The organism is Bradyrhizobium barranii subsp. barranii, assembly GCF_017565645.3.
Classification (GTDB): Bacteria; Pseudomonadota; Alphaproteobacteria; order Rhizobiales; family Xanthobacteraceae; genus Bradyrhizobium; species Bradyrhizobium barranii.
The window spans coordinates 7,009,460-7,024,065 of sequence record NZ_CP086136.1; the positions used below are offsets into that span (position 1 = coordinate 7,009,460).

The following is a 14,606-nucleotide window of genomic DNA, read 5'->3' on the forward strand; positions in this document are numbered from 1 at the left end:
TGTTCTGGGCAACCATACGGTGTATTCACGGGCGGAACACGCCGTCATATATTACCGAAGTTTCCCGGTTTTGGCACGATCTGCATAGACGCCAATTCTAACCGGACGCATGCTCACCCCTCTAGATTGTGGAGGGTGAACCATGATCGAGCGGCTCATCCAGGCGGGCATTGTCGCGGTAGGCGCCATCAACACCGGCCTAATCGTCTGGCTGATCCTGATGATTTGAGGCCGCCTCAGTTGGCGGCCTCTTTTCCATCCAGCTTCTCATCGATGTAGGCCCGCGCTCCCTTTGAGGCCGCTCTAGTGGGAGCCATTCCTGCGAAGCGATCTCCTTGCCCGATCCTGGGATAAACAATCCATTCCCATTTTTCTTCGGTGAGTGGCCGGCCATAAAGCCGCCGTCCGGTGCGGTCCTATAGTGGCCCTACTTCGCATCTGCGAGTGGCCGGCATCTAACCGGCGGGTTTTTCTTTGTCCTCGTGCGGCTGCTCGCCACGGTTTTCGGCAGTCTGCTCCGGATCCCCGGGCTTCTTCCCGGCCATGTTCCCAGGATTGAAATGGTACTTGCCGTCCGGATTCTCGCCGGGCTGCTTCTCATTTGGATTTTTATTGTTGTCGTCGGCCATAAGGCTGTTCCTTTAGAGGGAGGAACAACATGCAACAGGGCGGGCAATCCCTTAGTTCCTACCAGTGGCCTACTTTGCAATCCCGAGTGGCCTATTTCGGCAGTACCCGGATGCTGGCCTGGTTTCCGAGCGCGGTGGCCTAGTTTGATTTTCGCGGTGGCCCGATTTGGATTTGAAGAACGGACCGCAAACGAATGTGTTCCGCTAAGCGAACATGAGGTGTAGAGTTCCGTAGAACTTCTGTGCCCCTTGAAAGTTTTAAGCAGAGCGAACTTTGTGACAGGAGGAAGTCATGAAGCGCTTCCGATTCAAACCGGATAGAGTGCTTGGAGAGCGGCTCATCAAGGAAGCCAGACTAGCGCGAGAAAAGGCAGAACAATTGCAGGCGGCCCCAGAGCAAGAGGCTCTTTTGAAGAAGGCCCACGAATCCGATGTCGCCGCCCGCATTGAGGAATGGTTGAAATCATCCGGCTTGCAGCCGCCGAAGTAAGCCCGTCGCGTTGACTCCGCTGGTTCTCGAAACAGCGGGCCAGCGGGCCATGCAAGATCATCTGGTTCAACTTGAGAAGCTGCGGAAGGACGCGGCGGAGTGCGCTCTCATCCGCGACCGACGCCGCTAAGCGCGAACTATTCGACCGCCTCGCAAGTCATCTTACAGTCCTGGCCGACCAAGTTAAATGGCGATGCTCGAACGGAAGACCGGTTAAGGCCGCCTCAGTTGGCGGCTTCTTTGCCAGCTTCCCGGCGAAGCTTTCGCAAAAGGATTTCGATGTAGCCTTCCAAGTCAGCCACGCTGTCAGCCGACAATCCCTCCGGGAAAAACGCGCAAGCTCGCCATTCATAGAACCACGGAAAAGAAGTGCCCTAATCCGCCTCTGCGCGTGTGAAACGATCTCGTCTCCTGCCCGTATCTATTGGGCTGGGGGATTTCAATGCCCAGTTCGACGCAGCGCCGCCACGCATCCATTTGAGCTTGGTCGCGTTGTGCCGTTGAACCTTCTCGTCATCCATTCGGACTGATCAATATCCGGGATTTTGCTAATCCCTCTCGGGGCTGGAACGCCGCCGCCTGCGCTTCATTTCAAGCGGGCGGCGTTTTCATTTCATTTGTGGCCTGATCTCCACTGAGCGGCGCCGATAGTTTCACACGACTGTCATGGCACGTTCCTAGCATTGTCATGCGACGGGGGTCCGGCGCGCGGCTCTCCGTCCAACCTCGGCCTAGACCACCAGATGGGCGGAGAGCTCGCCGACCTCCTGAACCATGGCGGCACGCCCGGGTTAGCTCGGCATGTGTCGCATCTGGTATTTTTCGCCTTCCTCGCCGTGACCGGGATCGGCTTCGTATTTCTGGTCACGATAACCCGCTTTGTGGGCGGATGAAGCAAGGCCGCCTCAGTAGGCGGCCTGACGGGAACGGCTCTCGACCAAGGGATTGAGATTCCGGTCTGTGGCGCGACACTCTCGCGCCATCCACCCGGAACGGTCCATCGTACAATGCGCGCGTTGGCGATGGGCCGGGTCTCGTGAGGCCGCCTCGGTTGGCGGCCTCTTTCGTTTCGTGAAGTCTTCCTTCCGCCAAGGAAGCCCCTCCGTACCGACTGGTTGATCCCGATAGATCATCTTGAAGATGCTCGCCGGATCCATGCCGCGCCCGTTCTTTCTGCTTTGGCGACACGCCCAGCTCAATAACATGGCGCTTAGTTGCGGCGGAGCGTGCTGTCCGCATTTGAGCCGTTGTGTCCCAAGTTGAATTCGTCAGTGTCCTAATTCGTAAAAGTTCCGAATGGCGGGACAAATTGAGGACTCGCTAATCCCCTGATCCGAGCGCACACCATCACCGCCCGGATCGTGGCTACCATCGGTGACGAGAACGCTCCATCACAGCGCTCCCGCCCCCTCGAACAGGGAGCAGCGCCTTGCAAAGACGGCAACGCATCAGACAATCCGTATCTCTTCAGGACAGGCTGCGGGTCTTCGCTGACGATATCCGCACCCGGGCGGCAGAGCTTTCGCCAGGCGTTCTGAAGGATGATATGCTGAGGAAAGCCCGTCAGGCTGACACTGCATGTCACCTCGAAGAGTGGGTCAATTCCTCGGGTTTGCAGGCACCGAAGTAAGCTGAGCATCAATGGCTCAGTATTTTTTCGACCTCAGGTCGGATGGCATCTTCTCGCAGGACAAAGATGGCGTCGAACTGCTGGACGCCGAGGCGGCACACGATATGGCGCTCGGCGCACTTGTCGATGCCGCCCGCGATGCGATCATGGAAGGTTCGACGGGCCAGCATTTCGCGGTGGAAGTTCGTAACGGAACTGGCCGTGTTCTCGAAGTCACCGCCATTTTCAATTCCAGGATTTTCAGCAAGCAATGATAACGCCGCCTCAGTGGCGGCCTCTTTCACTTGAAGACGTCGTCTTCGCAATCAGCCGAAAGCTCGCGTCAAAGGCCGATAATCTGGCTAGACAGGCGAATAGTCCTTCGGCAATCCCGTAACAAGTACTGCCCCCACGACGTTCTTTCTTCGAGACAATACTGATTCTCAGAAATTCGCGGTACGTGGTGGCCCGATCCCCGCTGCGGCGTCCCGCAACGTGACATAAAACCTTGGCACAGGTTGTGCACACTCATCGTCACCGGGGTTTTGCATCCACCTCTCCGGGGCTGGAAAGCCGCCGCCCGCGCGATATTTAAGCGGGCGGCGTTTTTATTGATGTCCTAATCCGACAGTCCCGTTGTCCTAATTAGGACAGCGCTGGGATTTTGGTGCTGGGCCAACCTCCTGGTCCAAAGCGAATTTCGAAGCGGCTTGATTTTGAAAAGTTCACTTTGGAACTGAAGGTGGCTCGTCTGCATATTAAGTTCACTTGAACTCAAACCCTGCGGTTAGGACCCGTAAAGACGAGGTTGTGTCATGAAGCAGCGCCGTCGTTTCACGCAGACCGTGTCACTGGAAGAACGACTTGCCGGAGAAGCGAAACGCCTCCGCGAACAAGCTAAAGCCCTCCCTCACGGTCCTCAACGAGAGGACCTCCTCCGCAAAGCCAGACAGGCTGAGACCGGCTCGCACATGAGCGAGTGGCTGAGATCGCCGGGGCTTCAACCGCCCAAGCCAGCCTAGAAGCAGACGCGCCTGAGGTATCGCGTTGCCGGCACAGATCCGGATTCTGTCCCGGCGTGGTCATTCGCGTTGGCGGCATCAACGCTTGAGGATGAAGGTTTTCCCAATTTCTGCGGCTGGCCCGATGAACCTTGGCACGGGACGTGCAGACAAAACGATGTCGGGATTTTACAATTTCCCTCCCGGGGCTGGAAAGCCGCCGTCCGCGCTTCATTTAAGCGGACGGCGTTCTTGCTTCTGAAGCCCAACAAGCAACCTGTCCCGACTTGATGTTCCGAGTGTCCCAATTGGGACAGCACCCGGGTTTGGGCGTGGTCTGTTTCCGACCTCACTGTCCGATTTTGAAACGAGCCGTGGCCGGATTTGAAGTCGTTCAATTGTCGTGAGGTGAGACAGCACGTCGCGGCAGGACGCAGTCACCCTCCACCTGTCACCGAGCGGCCCTTGGCAATCTACCGGTGATTGAAAACGCCATCACGCTCGCGCCTCGCTTCCCTCTTGGAAAGAAGCAACGCGGCAGAGCTTCGCGAAATCCTTCAGGCGCTCCGCAAGAAACTGAACCAACGCCGCCTCGATTGGCCGCCCCCGTCTTGATCCGTCACCGCGTTGGCGCGGCTGCTGCGGCGACAGAAACCGAGGGGAACCAGAACACTCTTTCACCAAGGCGGACAAGCGGCCGCTTCGAAACGTCGCGGCCTGCGGGAACAAAGTTCATGCGAATGGACGATGACCGCATCGAGATCGTCTCCCTAGCATTCACGCGCCTCGTTCGCTCGGTTCGATTCAAGATGCTCTGCGAACAGGCTCAAACCGAAGAAGGGTCTGCCACTTCCAGCCACGACCGCTTCGATCAACGAGGTACGATGAATGGATCAATTGTACGCCGAGCGGTTCGATAGCTCCCAGAGTTCGGAACACCGCCCATTCATTTCGGTGGCAATACCCACCTTCCGCCGACCGGAGATGGTGCGCCGCGCGATTGAAAGCGTGCTGCAGCAGGAGCACGCCGACTGGGAAATGGTGATCAGCGACGACGAAGGTCCGGAAGGCGCGACTTGGAGCATCCTGTCCGAGCACGCGCGGAGCGACCCGCGCATTCGCGTTATCGAGAACCACCGCGGCCGCGGCCAGGTTGAGAATACCAACAACGCGATGCTCGCATGTCGCGGCGACTGGATCAAAGTGCTGCACGACGACGACTGGCTCACGCCAGGATCGCTTGCGACTTTTGCGGAATTGGCGAGGACGTACCCCGCCGCTGCGTTCATGACCTCCACATCTCATCTCGTTCAGGACAGCGGCATAAGGTACCGGCGAGGACGCCAGGTTTATCTGTATTCGGGCCAGCAGTGCCTGGCGGATCTCTATCTGGCGGGCAAGACCCGATTGCTTGGGATTGTCCCGTCGACCCTGCTGATCAACGGCAAGGTCATCCGGGCCGGTTGCCTGATGCGAAACTACAAGTCGATCAGTTGGGGCGTGGACCAACTGTTCTTTCTCGATCTCGCCTGCCAGGGCGACATGGTGGCGATCGACGACGGTCTTGTGTTCTACGACACGACCAACCACGCGAGCATCACGGCATTGGGATCGTTCCCTCAGATCGACCAGGAGACCATCGAACTCAAGCACCTCGCCTGGAGCCTTCTGGAGGATAAGCGCGGACTTCCCGATCCTGAAACGATGGTGCGTGCATTGCGGGTTGCCCGGCTGCGCACACGGATCCGTCAGCAGCCCCTGAGCGCAACGATCCGCGATGCGCTTCAAATCTTGCGCCCCTCGGTTTTGAAGGCGGCCAACCTGGCGATCCGAGCCTGGGCGCGCGCACCGGGTGCGATTGCAACCTTACCGGGGATCGCTCATTGCACGGATTTCCTGTGAGCTCATTCGGCGGTCCCGGTGTCAGAGTTGCCACAGGTGCGTTTGAGACACCGAGATAGGTGACCGAAAATCAGTCCCTCCCAAAGCCGCTCCCGTCTCCCGATCCGGAGCGCACCGAGGAAGCCGGACGGGAGTATGCCGCGGCCCATCGGTCGCGGGAATTTTTGGCAATGCGGCGGACTTGACTGCCGCGCGCCCGCATAGACATCGGGCGCAGCTGTTTCGATGATCGCCAGGCCCTTGCGCTCTCGGTCGACATCATCCAACCGATGCCACCCATCCGAATGAAAAAATCTGCCCTGCGAGGGTGCCGGTCAGGCAATACGCACGTCTCCGTGGTCTGCCAATCCAAGACGATAAGGAAACCGTACCGGCCCTCGATATGCATTTGCGCATGCGAATGCGGGGTAGGAAAATTTGGCAATTATGTGCTGAAACGAACAGAGGCGCGGTGAGGGTCGACTAAACTCGGATTCGCTTGGTCTTTGCCAAGGGCCAAGCATCCCCAAGCGGCCCCGGCCTTCACCCCTATCAAGCCCCACCGGCCGGGGCCGTCTTCAGGGACGAGCCTGTTTCCTGGCGTGGTGGCCTTTGATTTCGGGAGTGACGCGATTTGTGGCGCAGAACACAACCTGACGACGAATAGCTGTGGTAGGATGCGAGGCATTGCAACGCCAAGGGTCGTCAGCGCCCCGCGTGGGAACCGTATTAGGGTTGAGCTGTTGACCTGTTTCATAGATGGGCTCAATTATGATCGACGCTGCTAAATGCGAGGAACTCGCAAATCATTACAAGGTCCTCTCTCAATCGTCCGGGGTTTCGGCGGACAGGGCCTTCCTGTTAAAGAACATCGCCCGGAGCCTCACTGGCGTGGCGAGCCAATTGGACAGGCTTGCCGCCCTGACGAGAGACGAAGCAAGGGTCACGCCGCCACAGATGTAGGCGGACGCAAGGCGGATCGAGACCGTCCGTAAAGACAGCTATGATTGACCTGGTTCAACGGCGCTCGGCGTCCAGGTCTACGATTGCCCAACCTGCAAGCGGCGGTCCTGGCATTCTCGCCGGCCAACGGGACGCCAACCACGCCCGGGGATTGGGACAGTACCCGGATTCCAGCCGCCGAAATAATTAGGAACGGTCCTCCCAAGGCGGGGTTGGCGGCGATACTCTCTCTGAGAGGCGGCGCCATGGTCCGGTACTTTTTCGATATCCGAGACGACACCGGCCTCTATGCCGACGATGAGGGACTGGAGTTTCGAACCCAGCGCGAAGCAGAGATCGAGGCGACGCAGACATTGAGCGGCCTTGCGCGCGACCTGGCGGGACACGAGGATCGAACAGACGTTGCGATCGAAGTCCGCACCGACGCCGGGCGGGTGTTCCAAGCCGCCCTCATCTTCGAGCCGCCGACAACGAAGCAATAGGCCACCACGGCTCGCCACATTGGGCGTGCACGTCGCGACGGACCGAGGCCGCCTAATCGGTCCATTCCGCGGAGCGCTCGCCCCGCCTCATCTGCGATCTACCTCACTTTGCCCCATCTCGGTCCGCCGCGAGGACGGCGGTTCGTCGTCATGCCTCCGATCGAACTTGAATTGAACGCTACGGTGTGTAACGCTAATATAAGTAGCGTTACTCTGCGTACCGTTCGAACAACCTCAGGAGGCACGATGAAGGCAATCCTCAAGATCGCTCTGGCGCTGTCTGTCCTCGCCGGCTCGGTGCCGGCGCAAGCCCAGATATCGAATGCCGCGACGGCATCGGGCGCCCCGAAGGTCGGCGCAAAGGTGACGAGGAAGTCTCAGTTGCACGACGGCTGCCACAGCCGGCACGCCCAGATGATTGGCAAGCCCTGTCGTTAGAAGCCCTGCCGCTCGGCAGAGCCAGGGTGCGCCCCGGAGCCGTTGCGCAGCATTTAAGGTATCCAGATACCACAGCTAAGCCATTGATCGCACAACGAAATCGCCCGACCCCCTACTGTGCATGGGGTTGTTTTCCATGTTTTGAAAGGGCGCGGCGGCGTCCTGGGTGCCCACCCAGGATCGAAGCGCCTGCTTTAGCCCGGTCCGGCCTTGGCTGCCGTCCGCCGGTACGCCTTACAGCAGCGCCAGCAGCACGAGGCCGATCACCAGCACGACGAAGCCAGCCGCCGTCGCGGCGGCGAATGACCGCTCTACGTTATCCATGATGCCACCCCGCTGCCGGCGCACCACGTTTCCCCCATGGCGTCGCCGACGATGCGAAATCTCGCCGAGGGGTGTGGCTCCAGTGGTGCGATCGGGTGGCCAAATTGGGACGCGTGCGGGGCCAGTCTGCGGCCTCCCGACGCGGATTTCGGTGCCGGCCGTCAGGCACCCGTAAGCCTGGTCTCCTAGTCTGGCTGTGCCCGGTGGACCAACACCGGGCCTCCATACACAGTCGAGGACCCCGCTCTGCCCCGAGCGGGGTTTTCTGTTTGCGGGCGCGGACGCGCGGCAGGTTGAAAGCCGATCTGCCGGCCCTGTCAGGCTGTCGTAAGCTCAACCGGCTAGGGTCGTGGGGCTACGGTGTTGCAGCCCAGCACCTCAGCCTCCAATAACCTTTCACCCGCTTGGCTCTCCCCAAGCGGGTTTTTTTATGCCTGCCGGCCGCCTCACCGAGCCCTCTCCTCTCGCGTCAGCCGCAGCGAGAAGGCGCGGATCGCAGGCGCCGCGAGCAGCACGATCGGCAGCATCGCGGCCCACGCGACGAGCCACGACACCATCCAGTGCGCGAGGAAGACCTTCGCGCCAGGAGCCGGAAAGCTGGCGATGCCCGCCGCGATCAGCGAGGTCAGGCCGGACTGGATGACACCGAAGACGAAATGAGAGTAGCGGCGGGGAATGCCGAGCATGACGCGCCCATGTTGTTTGCCGTCATGAGGCCAAGCAAGGCATATGCCGCAGCGCGCATGGAGTGGACTTCGACGCACACCGCCGGCGCTGGATCAGTGCCGCGAATCGGACAGCGGCGCGCGCCGCCTCGCTTCAGTGCAATCGGGCCGGCTCGATAGTCCTTCGAAACGCCAGAACGTGACGACGCTGGTCTCGCCGCACTCTTCGCAGACGAGCTTCTCGTCACCGAGCATGAAACGCGCGCGCTTGAAGCTCGATGAGGACGCGGGATGCCGGCAATGGGGACAGGTCAGCGAGAAATTCCGTGCACCCCAGCGCAGCACAAGATGTCTCAGCCAGCTCACACCTTCCCCTTCGTGACATCGCGTTCGAACCGTCGTCCACAAGCAGAGCATAGATACATGACACGCAAAAGTGGAAAAGTATCGACCACACCTGTTCGCTTCGAATGGCGGCAGCAACGCGCGCCGCTTTGGGTTCCACAAGATACGGGATGGGATCCGGACCGCGCTTCGCAGCGATGTGTCAAATGCGCGGATCTCGCGTTCCGGGGTTCTCCGACCATGAACAGAGTTCCTCGGCGCGGATGGTTGCACGGCAAGACCGTATGAATTTGCCATGCCTTGCCCGGATTCCGTGCACGGTTTTCGGAACCTAATTTCGTTTGTTTCGAACCGCGCGCGGTTCCAAAGATTACCGTGAACTATCCAAGGCTTACCGCCAAATTTCGCTTGTCGCAGGATAGAGTGACGCCCAACATGTTCACGGTGAATGGAGGGTGAATCGTGGAGATGACCATGAATCACAGGGGCGTTGAGTTCACCGTCGCCAAGACGGCGCTTCCCGGAGTCTGGCAGTGGCAGTTCCGCATCGGTGACGAGATCAGGACGGGCAAGACCGAGACGAAGATCGAACTGTTGGCGATCCGGCGCGTCCAGCTGCGCATCGATCGGGAGCTGAAGGCGATCGGGCGCAAGACCGCATGAATAGACCACCCGAGCCGGATGCCGGAGCCACGCGCGCCCGCGAGGTGACGTCCGTAGCGGCCCGGAATTGATCTGTCCCTGGTTTGGGACTGCACTGCGCGCGCCCATGGCCCGGGAGGCGGGACCATCATGTGACCGGTGCCAGCCATGCCGCTCTACTTCTTTCGAATTCGGAACGGCCGCTATTCCGGCTGCGCGGACCAGGCGACGGAATTTGCTGATCGCGATGCGGCCTGGAAGATGATGACCAGCATCTGCGCCGACATGGCCGCCGGCCTCGCGCGCAAACTCAACGAAAATTCCGAATGGCACATGGAGCTGCTGGACGAGACCAAGGAGCCCGTGTTCCGGATCCGCATCGTCGCGGAATCGTTCGAGGAGACTTGAGGCCTAGTCGGCGCTGGGCAGCCGCCGCATGGTGAATTCGATGTCGCCGCCCGGCAGTTCGCGCCAAGTCTCGACCGCGCTCATATAGCCGGCCTTGGGGTAGCGGGCGAAGAATGCCTCCGCCCTCGCCCGCGCCGCCGGGCGCGGCAGAGTGAAAGTCTCACGCAAGAAGCCGTCGCCGCCGCGCTCGCCCGGCTTGCCGCCCATCTTGCGCCGGCGCGCCATCCGCTCGGCGAGGCCCCGCGGACGATCGGCCATGCCGTTCCTCCTCAACGCAATACGCTCTCGGAGATGTAGGAAGCAGGCCGGCCGAAGAGGAGTCCCGGCCGGAGGCATCAGCCGCCTCCGATCGGGGACAAGGTCAATTGGCGGTCGTGCCGGACTTCTTCTTAGGCGCGCTGGTTGCGGCCGATGCCTTCGGCGCAGCCGCCTGCTTCGGCGGGTCGGAACGCATGTTGCCCCAGGGATCGTTGGACGCCTTGGAGTCCGGAATCTTCTTCAGCGTTTCCTTGTAGGCCTTGTCACGCTCGGCTTCCGCGGCCTTTTCCTCGGGGGTCTTGCCCGGACCTTCCTGCAGCAAATTGAGATTGGGCATTTGCGCGTAGGCCGGTCCCGCCAGCACGGCCAGCAGCACCGCCGCCATACGGAAAAGCTTCATCATTGACTCCTTGATCATCCATGAAGGGCGGGTCAACCGCGCCTTGTCGTTCTTGTCAACGGCCCGCTAGGCCGAATGGCGCGCTAGAGCCGGTCCGATCTGCACGATTTCGGCGCCTGCAGCCAGTCGTCCCAAATCGGGCCGCATCTGGTGCACCCGTCCAGCGCGAGACCCAGCGCTATCAACCCAAACACAAGGACACACCGACGCAACATCGCCAACCGTTCCCAAGCCCGGTATCATATCGGCCCAAGTCAGGCATTTTCAAGCCGACAGAGCCGACCGAAGACCGGGTGGCTTTGCCGCGCCGATGCGCGCAGAATGGCCGAAACATCCAGCAACACGGGGGGACCGACAGCAATGCCATCGCAGCCAGAAGCCGGGTTCGGCATCGCTGAGGCCAGACGCATACTCGGCGAGGTCTTTGCGCCCTGGGTCCAGGATCTCAACCTCGCCGTCGAGCGCCTCGAGCACCTGCCGCCGTCGGACGTGGCGGACTGGCAGCCGGGCGCGCTCCTGCGCATGCCATTCTCGGAGCGGCTCTGCCGCAACGGCGGCGTGGTGTGCGGCCAGGCGCTGATGGCGCTTGCCGATACCGCGATGGTGATCGCGAACCTCGCCGCCAATCGCGGCTATCGTCCGATGACGACGGTCGACCAGACCACGCATTTCATGCGCGCGGTCTCCTCCTCGGATGTGCTCGCCGACGCGCGTGTGGTGCGGCTCGGACGCACCATGAGTTTTGGCCGTGTCACGCTGCTTTCGGCCTCCGACAACAAGCAGGTGGCGATGGTGTCGAGCGCGTTCGCGATGCTGCCGGGCTGAGCATCATCCAAAAAGAAGAGAGCCGCGTGAGCGCGCAAGGCGCTCCGCGGCTCTCCAATCAATTTCGCATCGAAGCGAGGGACTGAAGCGCGATTGCGTCCGCGCTTCGGTCAGCTTCAGGAATTACTAGCCGAGAATTTCGTCAGCCGCGGTGACGACGCTGACGGTCGGATTCTTTCCGCAATAGGCACCGAACTTCTTGGCGTTCTCGATGAACACCTCGGTGTCGATGATCGCGTTGTCCTCGTCGCCCTTGTACCAGCCGTCCATCCAGGTCAGCACGACCGCGATGTTGTCTTCGCCGCTCTCGAGGAACTGCTTGCAGGTCATGGTCGAGAGGTCCCACTTGACGGCGTGGGCGGGCATCGATGACAGCGAGAGCGCTGCAGCGAACAGAAGCGAAAGCGTGGTCTTCATCAATATCTCCATCGGCGCGTAACGCCATAAAGGAAGGGCTTGTGAGGGAAGTCGGCGGGAAGTGACTCACCGCTCCAACGTCGTAAACGAAGTCTGAAGCGCTGTGCAAGTAGCGCCAGTATTGAGTTTATTTCAACGTAATTTCTATGCACTACTTCACAATCATCGTTATGGATTAATGCCGATGATCGAGAAACGTGCAGCGCAGCGTTACCGTGTTTTCAAGGGTGGAACGATCACCTTTGAAAGCAGCGGCATCGCGTGCACGGTGCGAAACATGTCGGAAGGCGGCGCGGCGATCGAGCTCGATTCCCCCGTCATATTGCCGAAATCATTCACGCTCTCGATCGCGCGCGACAATTTCGTACGGAATTGCCACACCGTATGGCGCAATGACAGGCGCATCGGCCTCGCTTTCGTACGATAGCACGCACGATGTGAACAACCGTTCGCATCGCATACACAACGCAGCATCATGCTTGCTTTATACGACGTCGACGACGCCAGCGCAGGCTCGCGATGGTCAGCACGATGATCGCGAGCGCAATTGCTGACGACGACACCCAGAATCGTCCGCCCGGACGATCGATGGTGCGCGACCACAGCGACGGCCCTTCACCCGGCCGCGCCAGGCGAAATGCAACGACGCTGTCGCCGATCGAGGTGCCGACCTCGGAGTGGCCGCCCGCGCCGATCGCGACATATTGCTCGCCCTTCCAGAGATAGGTCATGGGTTTGGCGACGCCGGGCACCGGCAGCCGGCCTTGCCACAACTCTCGGCCGCTTCGCGCATCGAAGGCGCGCAGATAGGCATCCATCGCGCCGGTGAAGACGAGACCGCCTGCGGTGACCGCGAGCCCGTTGACGAGCGGCGCGCCCCACGGCAGCGGCACGCCGAGCGGCGCAAGGTCTTCCGTGGTGCCGACCGTCGAACGCCAAAGGATCTTGCCGGCCTTCAGATCGACTGCGACCATCTCGCCCCAAGGCGGCTTGTTGCAAAGAAGCCCGAGCGGCGACATCACCACCGCGCGCGACATCGCGAACGGCGCGCCCTTCTGCTGGCCGAAATCATGACCGGGAGGCGGATCGAATCCAGCCGCCTCCGCACGCGGGATCAACTTGATGAGATGAACGGCGCGGGCGGTGTTGGCGTAGAGGATCTGGTTGACCGGGTCGAAGGCTGCGCTACCCCAGTTGACGCCGCCGCCGGTGAAGGGAAACTCCGCCGTGCCTTGCGTCGAGGGCGGGGTGAACAACCCCTCGTTACGTGCCTCCGCGAACTGCCTTTCGCAAGCGGAGCGACCCAGGCCAGGGAGGAGCGAGAGCGCATCCTCAGTCGAGATTCTTTGCGATGTCAGCGGCGGCACATGCGTCGGGAATGGCTGCGTCGGCGATAGTCGTTCACCTTCCGCGCCGCCTTGCGGCACCACGCGCTCTTCCACCGGCCACACCGGCTTGCCGGTATCGCGGTCGAGCACGAAGACAAATCCCTGCTTGGTCGGCTGAATCACGACATCGCGCTGGCCGTCTCCGGTGTCGATACGCGTCAGCGTCGGCTGCGACGCCAGGTCGTAATCCCAGACGTCGTGATGCACGGTCTGGAATGCCCACGCGAGCTCGCCGGTCTCGATGCGCAGCGCGACCACCGAATTGGCGTGCTCGTTGTTGCCCGGCCGCTTGCCGCCCCAAAAGTCCGGCGACGGCGAGGATGTCGGCAGGAAAACCAGCCCGCGCGCCGCGTCGACCGACATCGGCGCCCAGACATTGGCATGACCGGCTTCGACACCGTCGCGCTTGAGCGGCTCGAAGGTCCAGCGCGGCTGGCCGCTGCGCGCATCGAACGCGCGCACCACGCCGCTCGGCGCGTCGACGCGGCGGTTGTCGCCGATCGCGGAGCCAATCACGACGACACCGCGGCCGACCGCCGGCGGCGAGGTGATCTGGAATTCGCCGGGCCAGTCCAGCTTCATGCCGATATCGGGCCTGACCTCACCGCCAGTGCCGAAACCGGCGCAGGGAATGCCTGTCTTTGCATCGAGCGCGATCAGGCGGACATCGTTCGTGCCCATGAAGATGCGCGATCGGCAGGCGGCATTCGCGGGCGCCTCATCGTCGATCCAATGGGTCACGCCGCGGCAGACATAGCGGTTGGCGGGCCGCTGATTGGTCGCGATCTTTGGATCGAAGCGCCATTTCTGCGCGCCCGTGCCGGGATCGAGCGCGATCACCTCATTGAAGGGCGAGCAGAAGATCAGGCTGTCCTCGACGAACAACGGTGTCGCCTGGAATTTGGTTCGCCGCATCACCTCGGGCGGCCGCGCCGCGAGATCGCCGGTATGGAATTCGAAGGCCCGAACCAGATTGCCGACATTGTCGGGCGTGACCTCCCGCAAAGGCGAGAAGCGTGAGCCGCCGGGATCGCCACCCCAGCTCTCCCAGGCGATGCCTGGCCACGAGGAAAACAAGAGGAGCACGATGGCGGCGGCCGACTGACACAGACGGCTCGCCAACGCCCCCCTCATTTATTTGGGCTTCTTGGCAGGTTCAGCCGGACGGGCTCCGCCCCACGGGTCGTACTTCTCCTTGGGCTCCGGAATGCGCTCGAGCGCGGCCTTGTAGGCCTTTTCGTCGACCTTGGGCTTATTGTCCGACTTCGCTTCGTTCGGCTGGCCTCTGCTGCGGCCCTGCGCCTGCGCCGACGCAACCGTTAGTGCGAGCACGGCGGCCGCGATGACCAAAATCCGCATTGATGCAATCCCCCTCGTCTGGGGCACAAATTAGCCTGCAATCCCGTAATAGCAAATGCCGGGGGGCCGGGATTTCGGCAAA

At 61.2% G+C, this 14,606-nt stretch carries 18 protein-coding genes; 10 read left to right on the forward strand and 8 right to left on the reverse strand.

Features of this window, described 5'->3' with window-relative positions:
- Positions 1 to 455: 455 nt before the first annotated feature.
- Positions 456 to 629 (reverse strand): hypothetical protein, encoded by a 174-nt coding sequence (locus tag J4G43_RS34325; RefSeq protein ID WP_166091088.1) that lies wholly within the window; start codon positions 627 to 629, stop codon positions 456 to 458.
- A gap of 292 nt (positions 630 to 921) precedes the next feature.
- On the opposite strand from J4G43_RS34325, the gene J4G43_RS34330 reads away from it, so the two are divergent.
- The 6 genes from J4G43_RS34330 to J4G43_RS34360 all read left to right on the forward strand — a co-directional run bounded on the left by J4G43_RS34330 (position 922) and on the right by J4G43_RS34360 (position 7,493).
- Positions 922 to 1,119 carry a hypothetical protein gene (locus J4G43_RS34330; protein WP_063982347.1) on the forward strand — a complete coding sequence of 66 codons (198 nt, stop codon included), beginning with the start codon at positions 922 to 924 and terminating at the stop codon, positions 1,117 to 1,119.
- Positions 1,120 to 1,862: 743 nt separating this feature from the next.
- Entirely contained in the window at positions 1,863 to 2,012 is a 150-nt protein-coding gene (locus J4G43_RS34335; RefSeq protein WP_166091055.1) for a hypothetical protein, read from the forward strand.
- Between the two features lie 748 nt (positions 2,013 to 2,760).
- The gene (locus tag J4G43_RS34340) at positions 2,761 to 3,003 is read left to right on the forward strand and encodes a DUF6894 family protein (protein ID WP_208087636.1); all 243 of its coding nucleotides are present in this window, start codon (positions 2,761 to 2,763) and stop codon (positions 3,001 to 3,003) included.
- 1,614 nt (positions 3,004 to 4,617) lie between these two features.
- Positions 4,618 to 5,631: a glycosyltransferase family 2 protein gene (locus J4G43_RS34350; protein ID WP_063982345.1), complete on the forward strand. Its 1,014-nt coding sequence runs from the start codon at positions 4,618 to 4,620 to the stop codon at positions 5,629 to 5,631.
- Between the two features lie 1,187 nt (positions 5,632 to 6,818).
- On the forward strand, positions 6,819 to 7,055 hold the full coding sequence (locus tag J4G43_RS34355) for a DUF6894 family protein (RefSeq protein WP_063986255.1): 237 nt from the start codon (positions 6,819 to 6,821) through the stop codon (positions 7,053 to 7,055).
- 246 nt (positions 7,056 to 7,301) lie between these two features.
- Positions 7,302 to 7,493 (forward strand): hypothetical protein, encoded by a 192-nt coding sequence (locus tag J4G43_RS34360; RefSeq protein WP_085404274.1) that lies wholly within the window; start codon positions 7,302 to 7,304, stop codon positions 7,491 to 7,493.
- A 770-nt stretch (positions 7,494 to 8,263) separates the two neighbouring features.
- Here the strand turns inward: J4G43_RS34360 and J4G43_RS34365 are convergent.
- Both J4G43_RS34365 and J4G43_RS34370 read right to left on the reverse strand, forming a co-directional pair.
- Positions 8,264 to 8,503: a DUF2798 domain-containing protein gene (locus J4G43_RS34365; protein WP_208087637.1), complete on the reverse strand. Its 240-nt coding sequence runs from the start codon at positions 8,501 to 8,503 to the stop codon at positions 8,264 to 8,266.
- A 93-nt stretch (positions 8,504 to 8,596) separates the two neighbouring features.
- Positions 8,597 to 8,848: a hypothetical protein gene (locus tag J4G43_RS34370; RefSeq protein ID WP_148312138.1), complete on the reverse strand. Its 252-nt coding sequence runs from the start codon at positions 8,846 to 8,848 to the stop codon at positions 8,597 to 8,599.
- 453 nt (positions 8,849 to 9,301) lie between these two features.
- On the opposite strand from J4G43_RS34370, the gene J4G43_RS34375 reads away from it, so the two are divergent.
- Both J4G43_RS34375 and J4G43_RS34380 read left to right on the forward strand, forming a co-directional pair.
- On the forward strand, positions 9,302 to 9,490 hold the full coding sequence (locus tag J4G43_RS34375) for a hypothetical protein (RefSeq protein ID WP_208087638.1): 189 nt from the start codon (positions 9,302 to 9,304) through the stop codon (positions 9,488 to 9,490).
- Positions 9,491 to 9,637: 147 nt separating this feature from the next.
- On the forward strand, positions 9,638 to 9,877 hold the full coding sequence (locus J4G43_RS34380) for a DUF6894 family protein (protein WP_208087639.1): 240 nt from the start codon (positions 9,638 to 9,640) through the stop codon (positions 9,875 to 9,877).
- A gap of 3 nt (positions 9,878 to 9,880) precedes the next feature.
- On the opposite strand, the gene J4G43_RS34385 is transcribed toward J4G43_RS34380, so the two are convergent.
- The gene (locus J4G43_RS34385; protein ID WP_208087640.1) at positions 9,881 to 10,135 is read right to left on the reverse strand and encodes a hypothetical protein; all 255 of its coding nucleotides are present in this window, start codon (positions 10,133 to 10,135) and stop codon (positions 9,881 to 9,883) included.
- A gap of 103 nt (positions 10,136 to 10,238) precedes the next feature.
- On the reverse strand, positions 10,239 to 10,535 hold the full coding sequence (locus J4G43_RS34390; RefSeq protein ID WP_081369444.1) for a hypothetical protein: 297 nt from the start codon (positions 10,533 to 10,535) through the stop codon (positions 10,239 to 10,241).
- Between the two features lie 360 nt (positions 10,536 to 10,895).
- Here J4G43_RS34390 and J4G43_RS34395 point away from each other — a divergent pair, with 360 nt between their 5' ends.
- Entirely contained in the window at positions 10,896 to 11,360 is a 465-nt protein-coding gene (locus J4G43_RS34395) for a PaaI family thioesterase (protein WP_135214651.1), read from the forward strand.
- Between the two features lie 126 nt (positions 11,361 to 11,486).
- On the opposite strand, the gene J4G43_RS34400 is transcribed toward J4G43_RS34395, so the two are convergent.
- A complete protein-coding gene (locus J4G43_RS34400; RefSeq protein ID WP_208087641.1) occupies positions 11,487 to 11,777 on the reverse strand; it encodes an HdeA family protein in 291 nt (96 codons plus the stop codon).
- Positions 11,778 to 11,955: 178 nt separating this feature from the next.
- Between J4G43_RS34400 and J4G43_RS34405 the strand changes: the two genes are divergently transcribed.
- Positions 11,956 to 12,204, forward strand: a complete 249-nt coding sequence (locus J4G43_RS34405; RefSeq protein ID WP_225005279.1) for a PilZ domain-containing protein — start codon at positions 11,956 to 11,958, stop codon at positions 12,202 to 12,204.
- Between the two features lie 46 nt (positions 12,205 to 12,250).
- Here the strand turns inward: J4G43_RS34405 and J4G43_RS34410 are convergent, their stop codons facing one another.
- Positions 12,251 to 14,299, reverse strand: coding sequence for a pyrroloquinoline quinone-dependent dehydrogenase (locus J4G43_RS34410; RefSeq protein ID WP_208087642.1), 2,049 nt, complete (start codon positions 14,297 to 14,299; stop codon positions 12,251 to 12,253).
- The gene (locus J4G43_RS34415) at positions 14,300 to 14,524 is read right to left on the reverse strand and encodes a hypothetical protein (RefSeq protein WP_063982337.1); all 225 of its coding nucleotides are present in this window, start codon (positions 14,522 to 14,524) and stop codon (positions 14,300 to 14,302) included.
- Positions 14,525 to 14,606 lie beyond the last annotated feature (82 nt).

Coding starts and splice junctions, on each gene's coding strand:
- J4G43_RS34385 (WP_208087640.1), bottom strand. CDS start 10,135: ATGGCCGATCGTCCGCGGGGCCTCGCCGAGCGGATGGCGCGCCGGCGC.
- J4G43_RS34375 (WP_208087638.1), top strand. CDS start 9,302: ATGAATCACAGGGGCGTTGAGTTCACCGTCGCCAAGACGGCGCTTCCC.
- J4G43_RS34360 (WP_085404274.1), top strand. CDS start 7,302: ATGAAGGCAATCCTCAAGATCGCTCTGGCGCTGTCTGTCCTCGCCGGC.
- J4G43_RS34400 (WP_208087641.1), bottom strand. CDS start 11,777: ATGAAGACCACGCTTTCGCTTCTGTTCGCTGCAGCGCTCTCGCTGTCA.
- J4G43_RS34390 (WP_081369444.1), bottom strand. CDS start 10,535: ATGAAGCTTTTCCGTATGGCGGCGGTGCTGCTGGCCGTGCTGGCGGGA.
- J4G43_RS34410 (WP_208087642.1), bottom strand. CDS start 14,299: ATGAGGGGGGCGTTGGCGAGCCGTCTGTGTCAGTCGGCCGCCGCCATC.
- J4G43_RS34335 (WP_166091055.1), top strand. CDS start 1,863: ATGGGCGGAGAGCTCGCCGACCTCCTGAACCATGGCGGCACGCCCGGG.
- J4G43_RS34395 (WP_135214651.1), top strand. CDS start 10,896: ATGCCATCGCAGCCAGAAGCCGGGTTCGGCATCGCTGAGGCCAGACGC.
- J4G43_RS34340 (WP_208087636.1), top strand. CDS start 2,761: ATGGCTCAGTATTTTTTCGACCTCAGGTCGGATGGCATCTTCTCGCAG.
- J4G43_RS34355 (WP_063986255.1), top strand. CDS start 6,819: ATGGTCCGGTACTTTTTCGATATCCGAGACGACACCGGCCTCTATGCC.
- J4G43_RS34365 (WP_208087637.1), bottom strand. CDS start 8,503: ATGCTCGGCATTCCCCGCCGCTACTCTCATTTCGTCTTCGGTGTCATC.
- J4G43_RS34405 (WP_225005279.1), top strand. CDS start 11,956: ATGCCGATGATCGAGAAACGTGCAGCGCAGCGTTACCGTGTTTTCAAG.
- J4G43_RS34415 (WP_063982337.1), bottom strand. CDS start 14,524: ATGCGGATTTTGGTCATCGCGGCCGCCGTGCTCGCACTAACGGTTGCG.
- J4G43_RS34350 (WP_063982345.1), top strand. CDS start 4,618: ATGGATCAATTGTACGCCGAGCGGTTCGATAGCTCCCAGAGTTCGGAA.
- J4G43_RS34380 (WP_208087639.1), top strand. CDS start 9,638: ATGCCGCTCTACTTCTTTCGAATTCGGAACGGCCGCTATTCCGGCTGC.
- J4G43_RS34325 (WP_166091088.1), bottom strand. CDS start 629: ATGGCCGACGACAACAATAAAAATCCAAATGAGAAGCAGCCCGGCGAG.
- J4G43_RS34330 (WP_063982347.1), top strand. CDS start 922: ATGAAGCGCTTCCGATTCAAACCGGATAGAGTGCTTGGAGAGCGGCTC.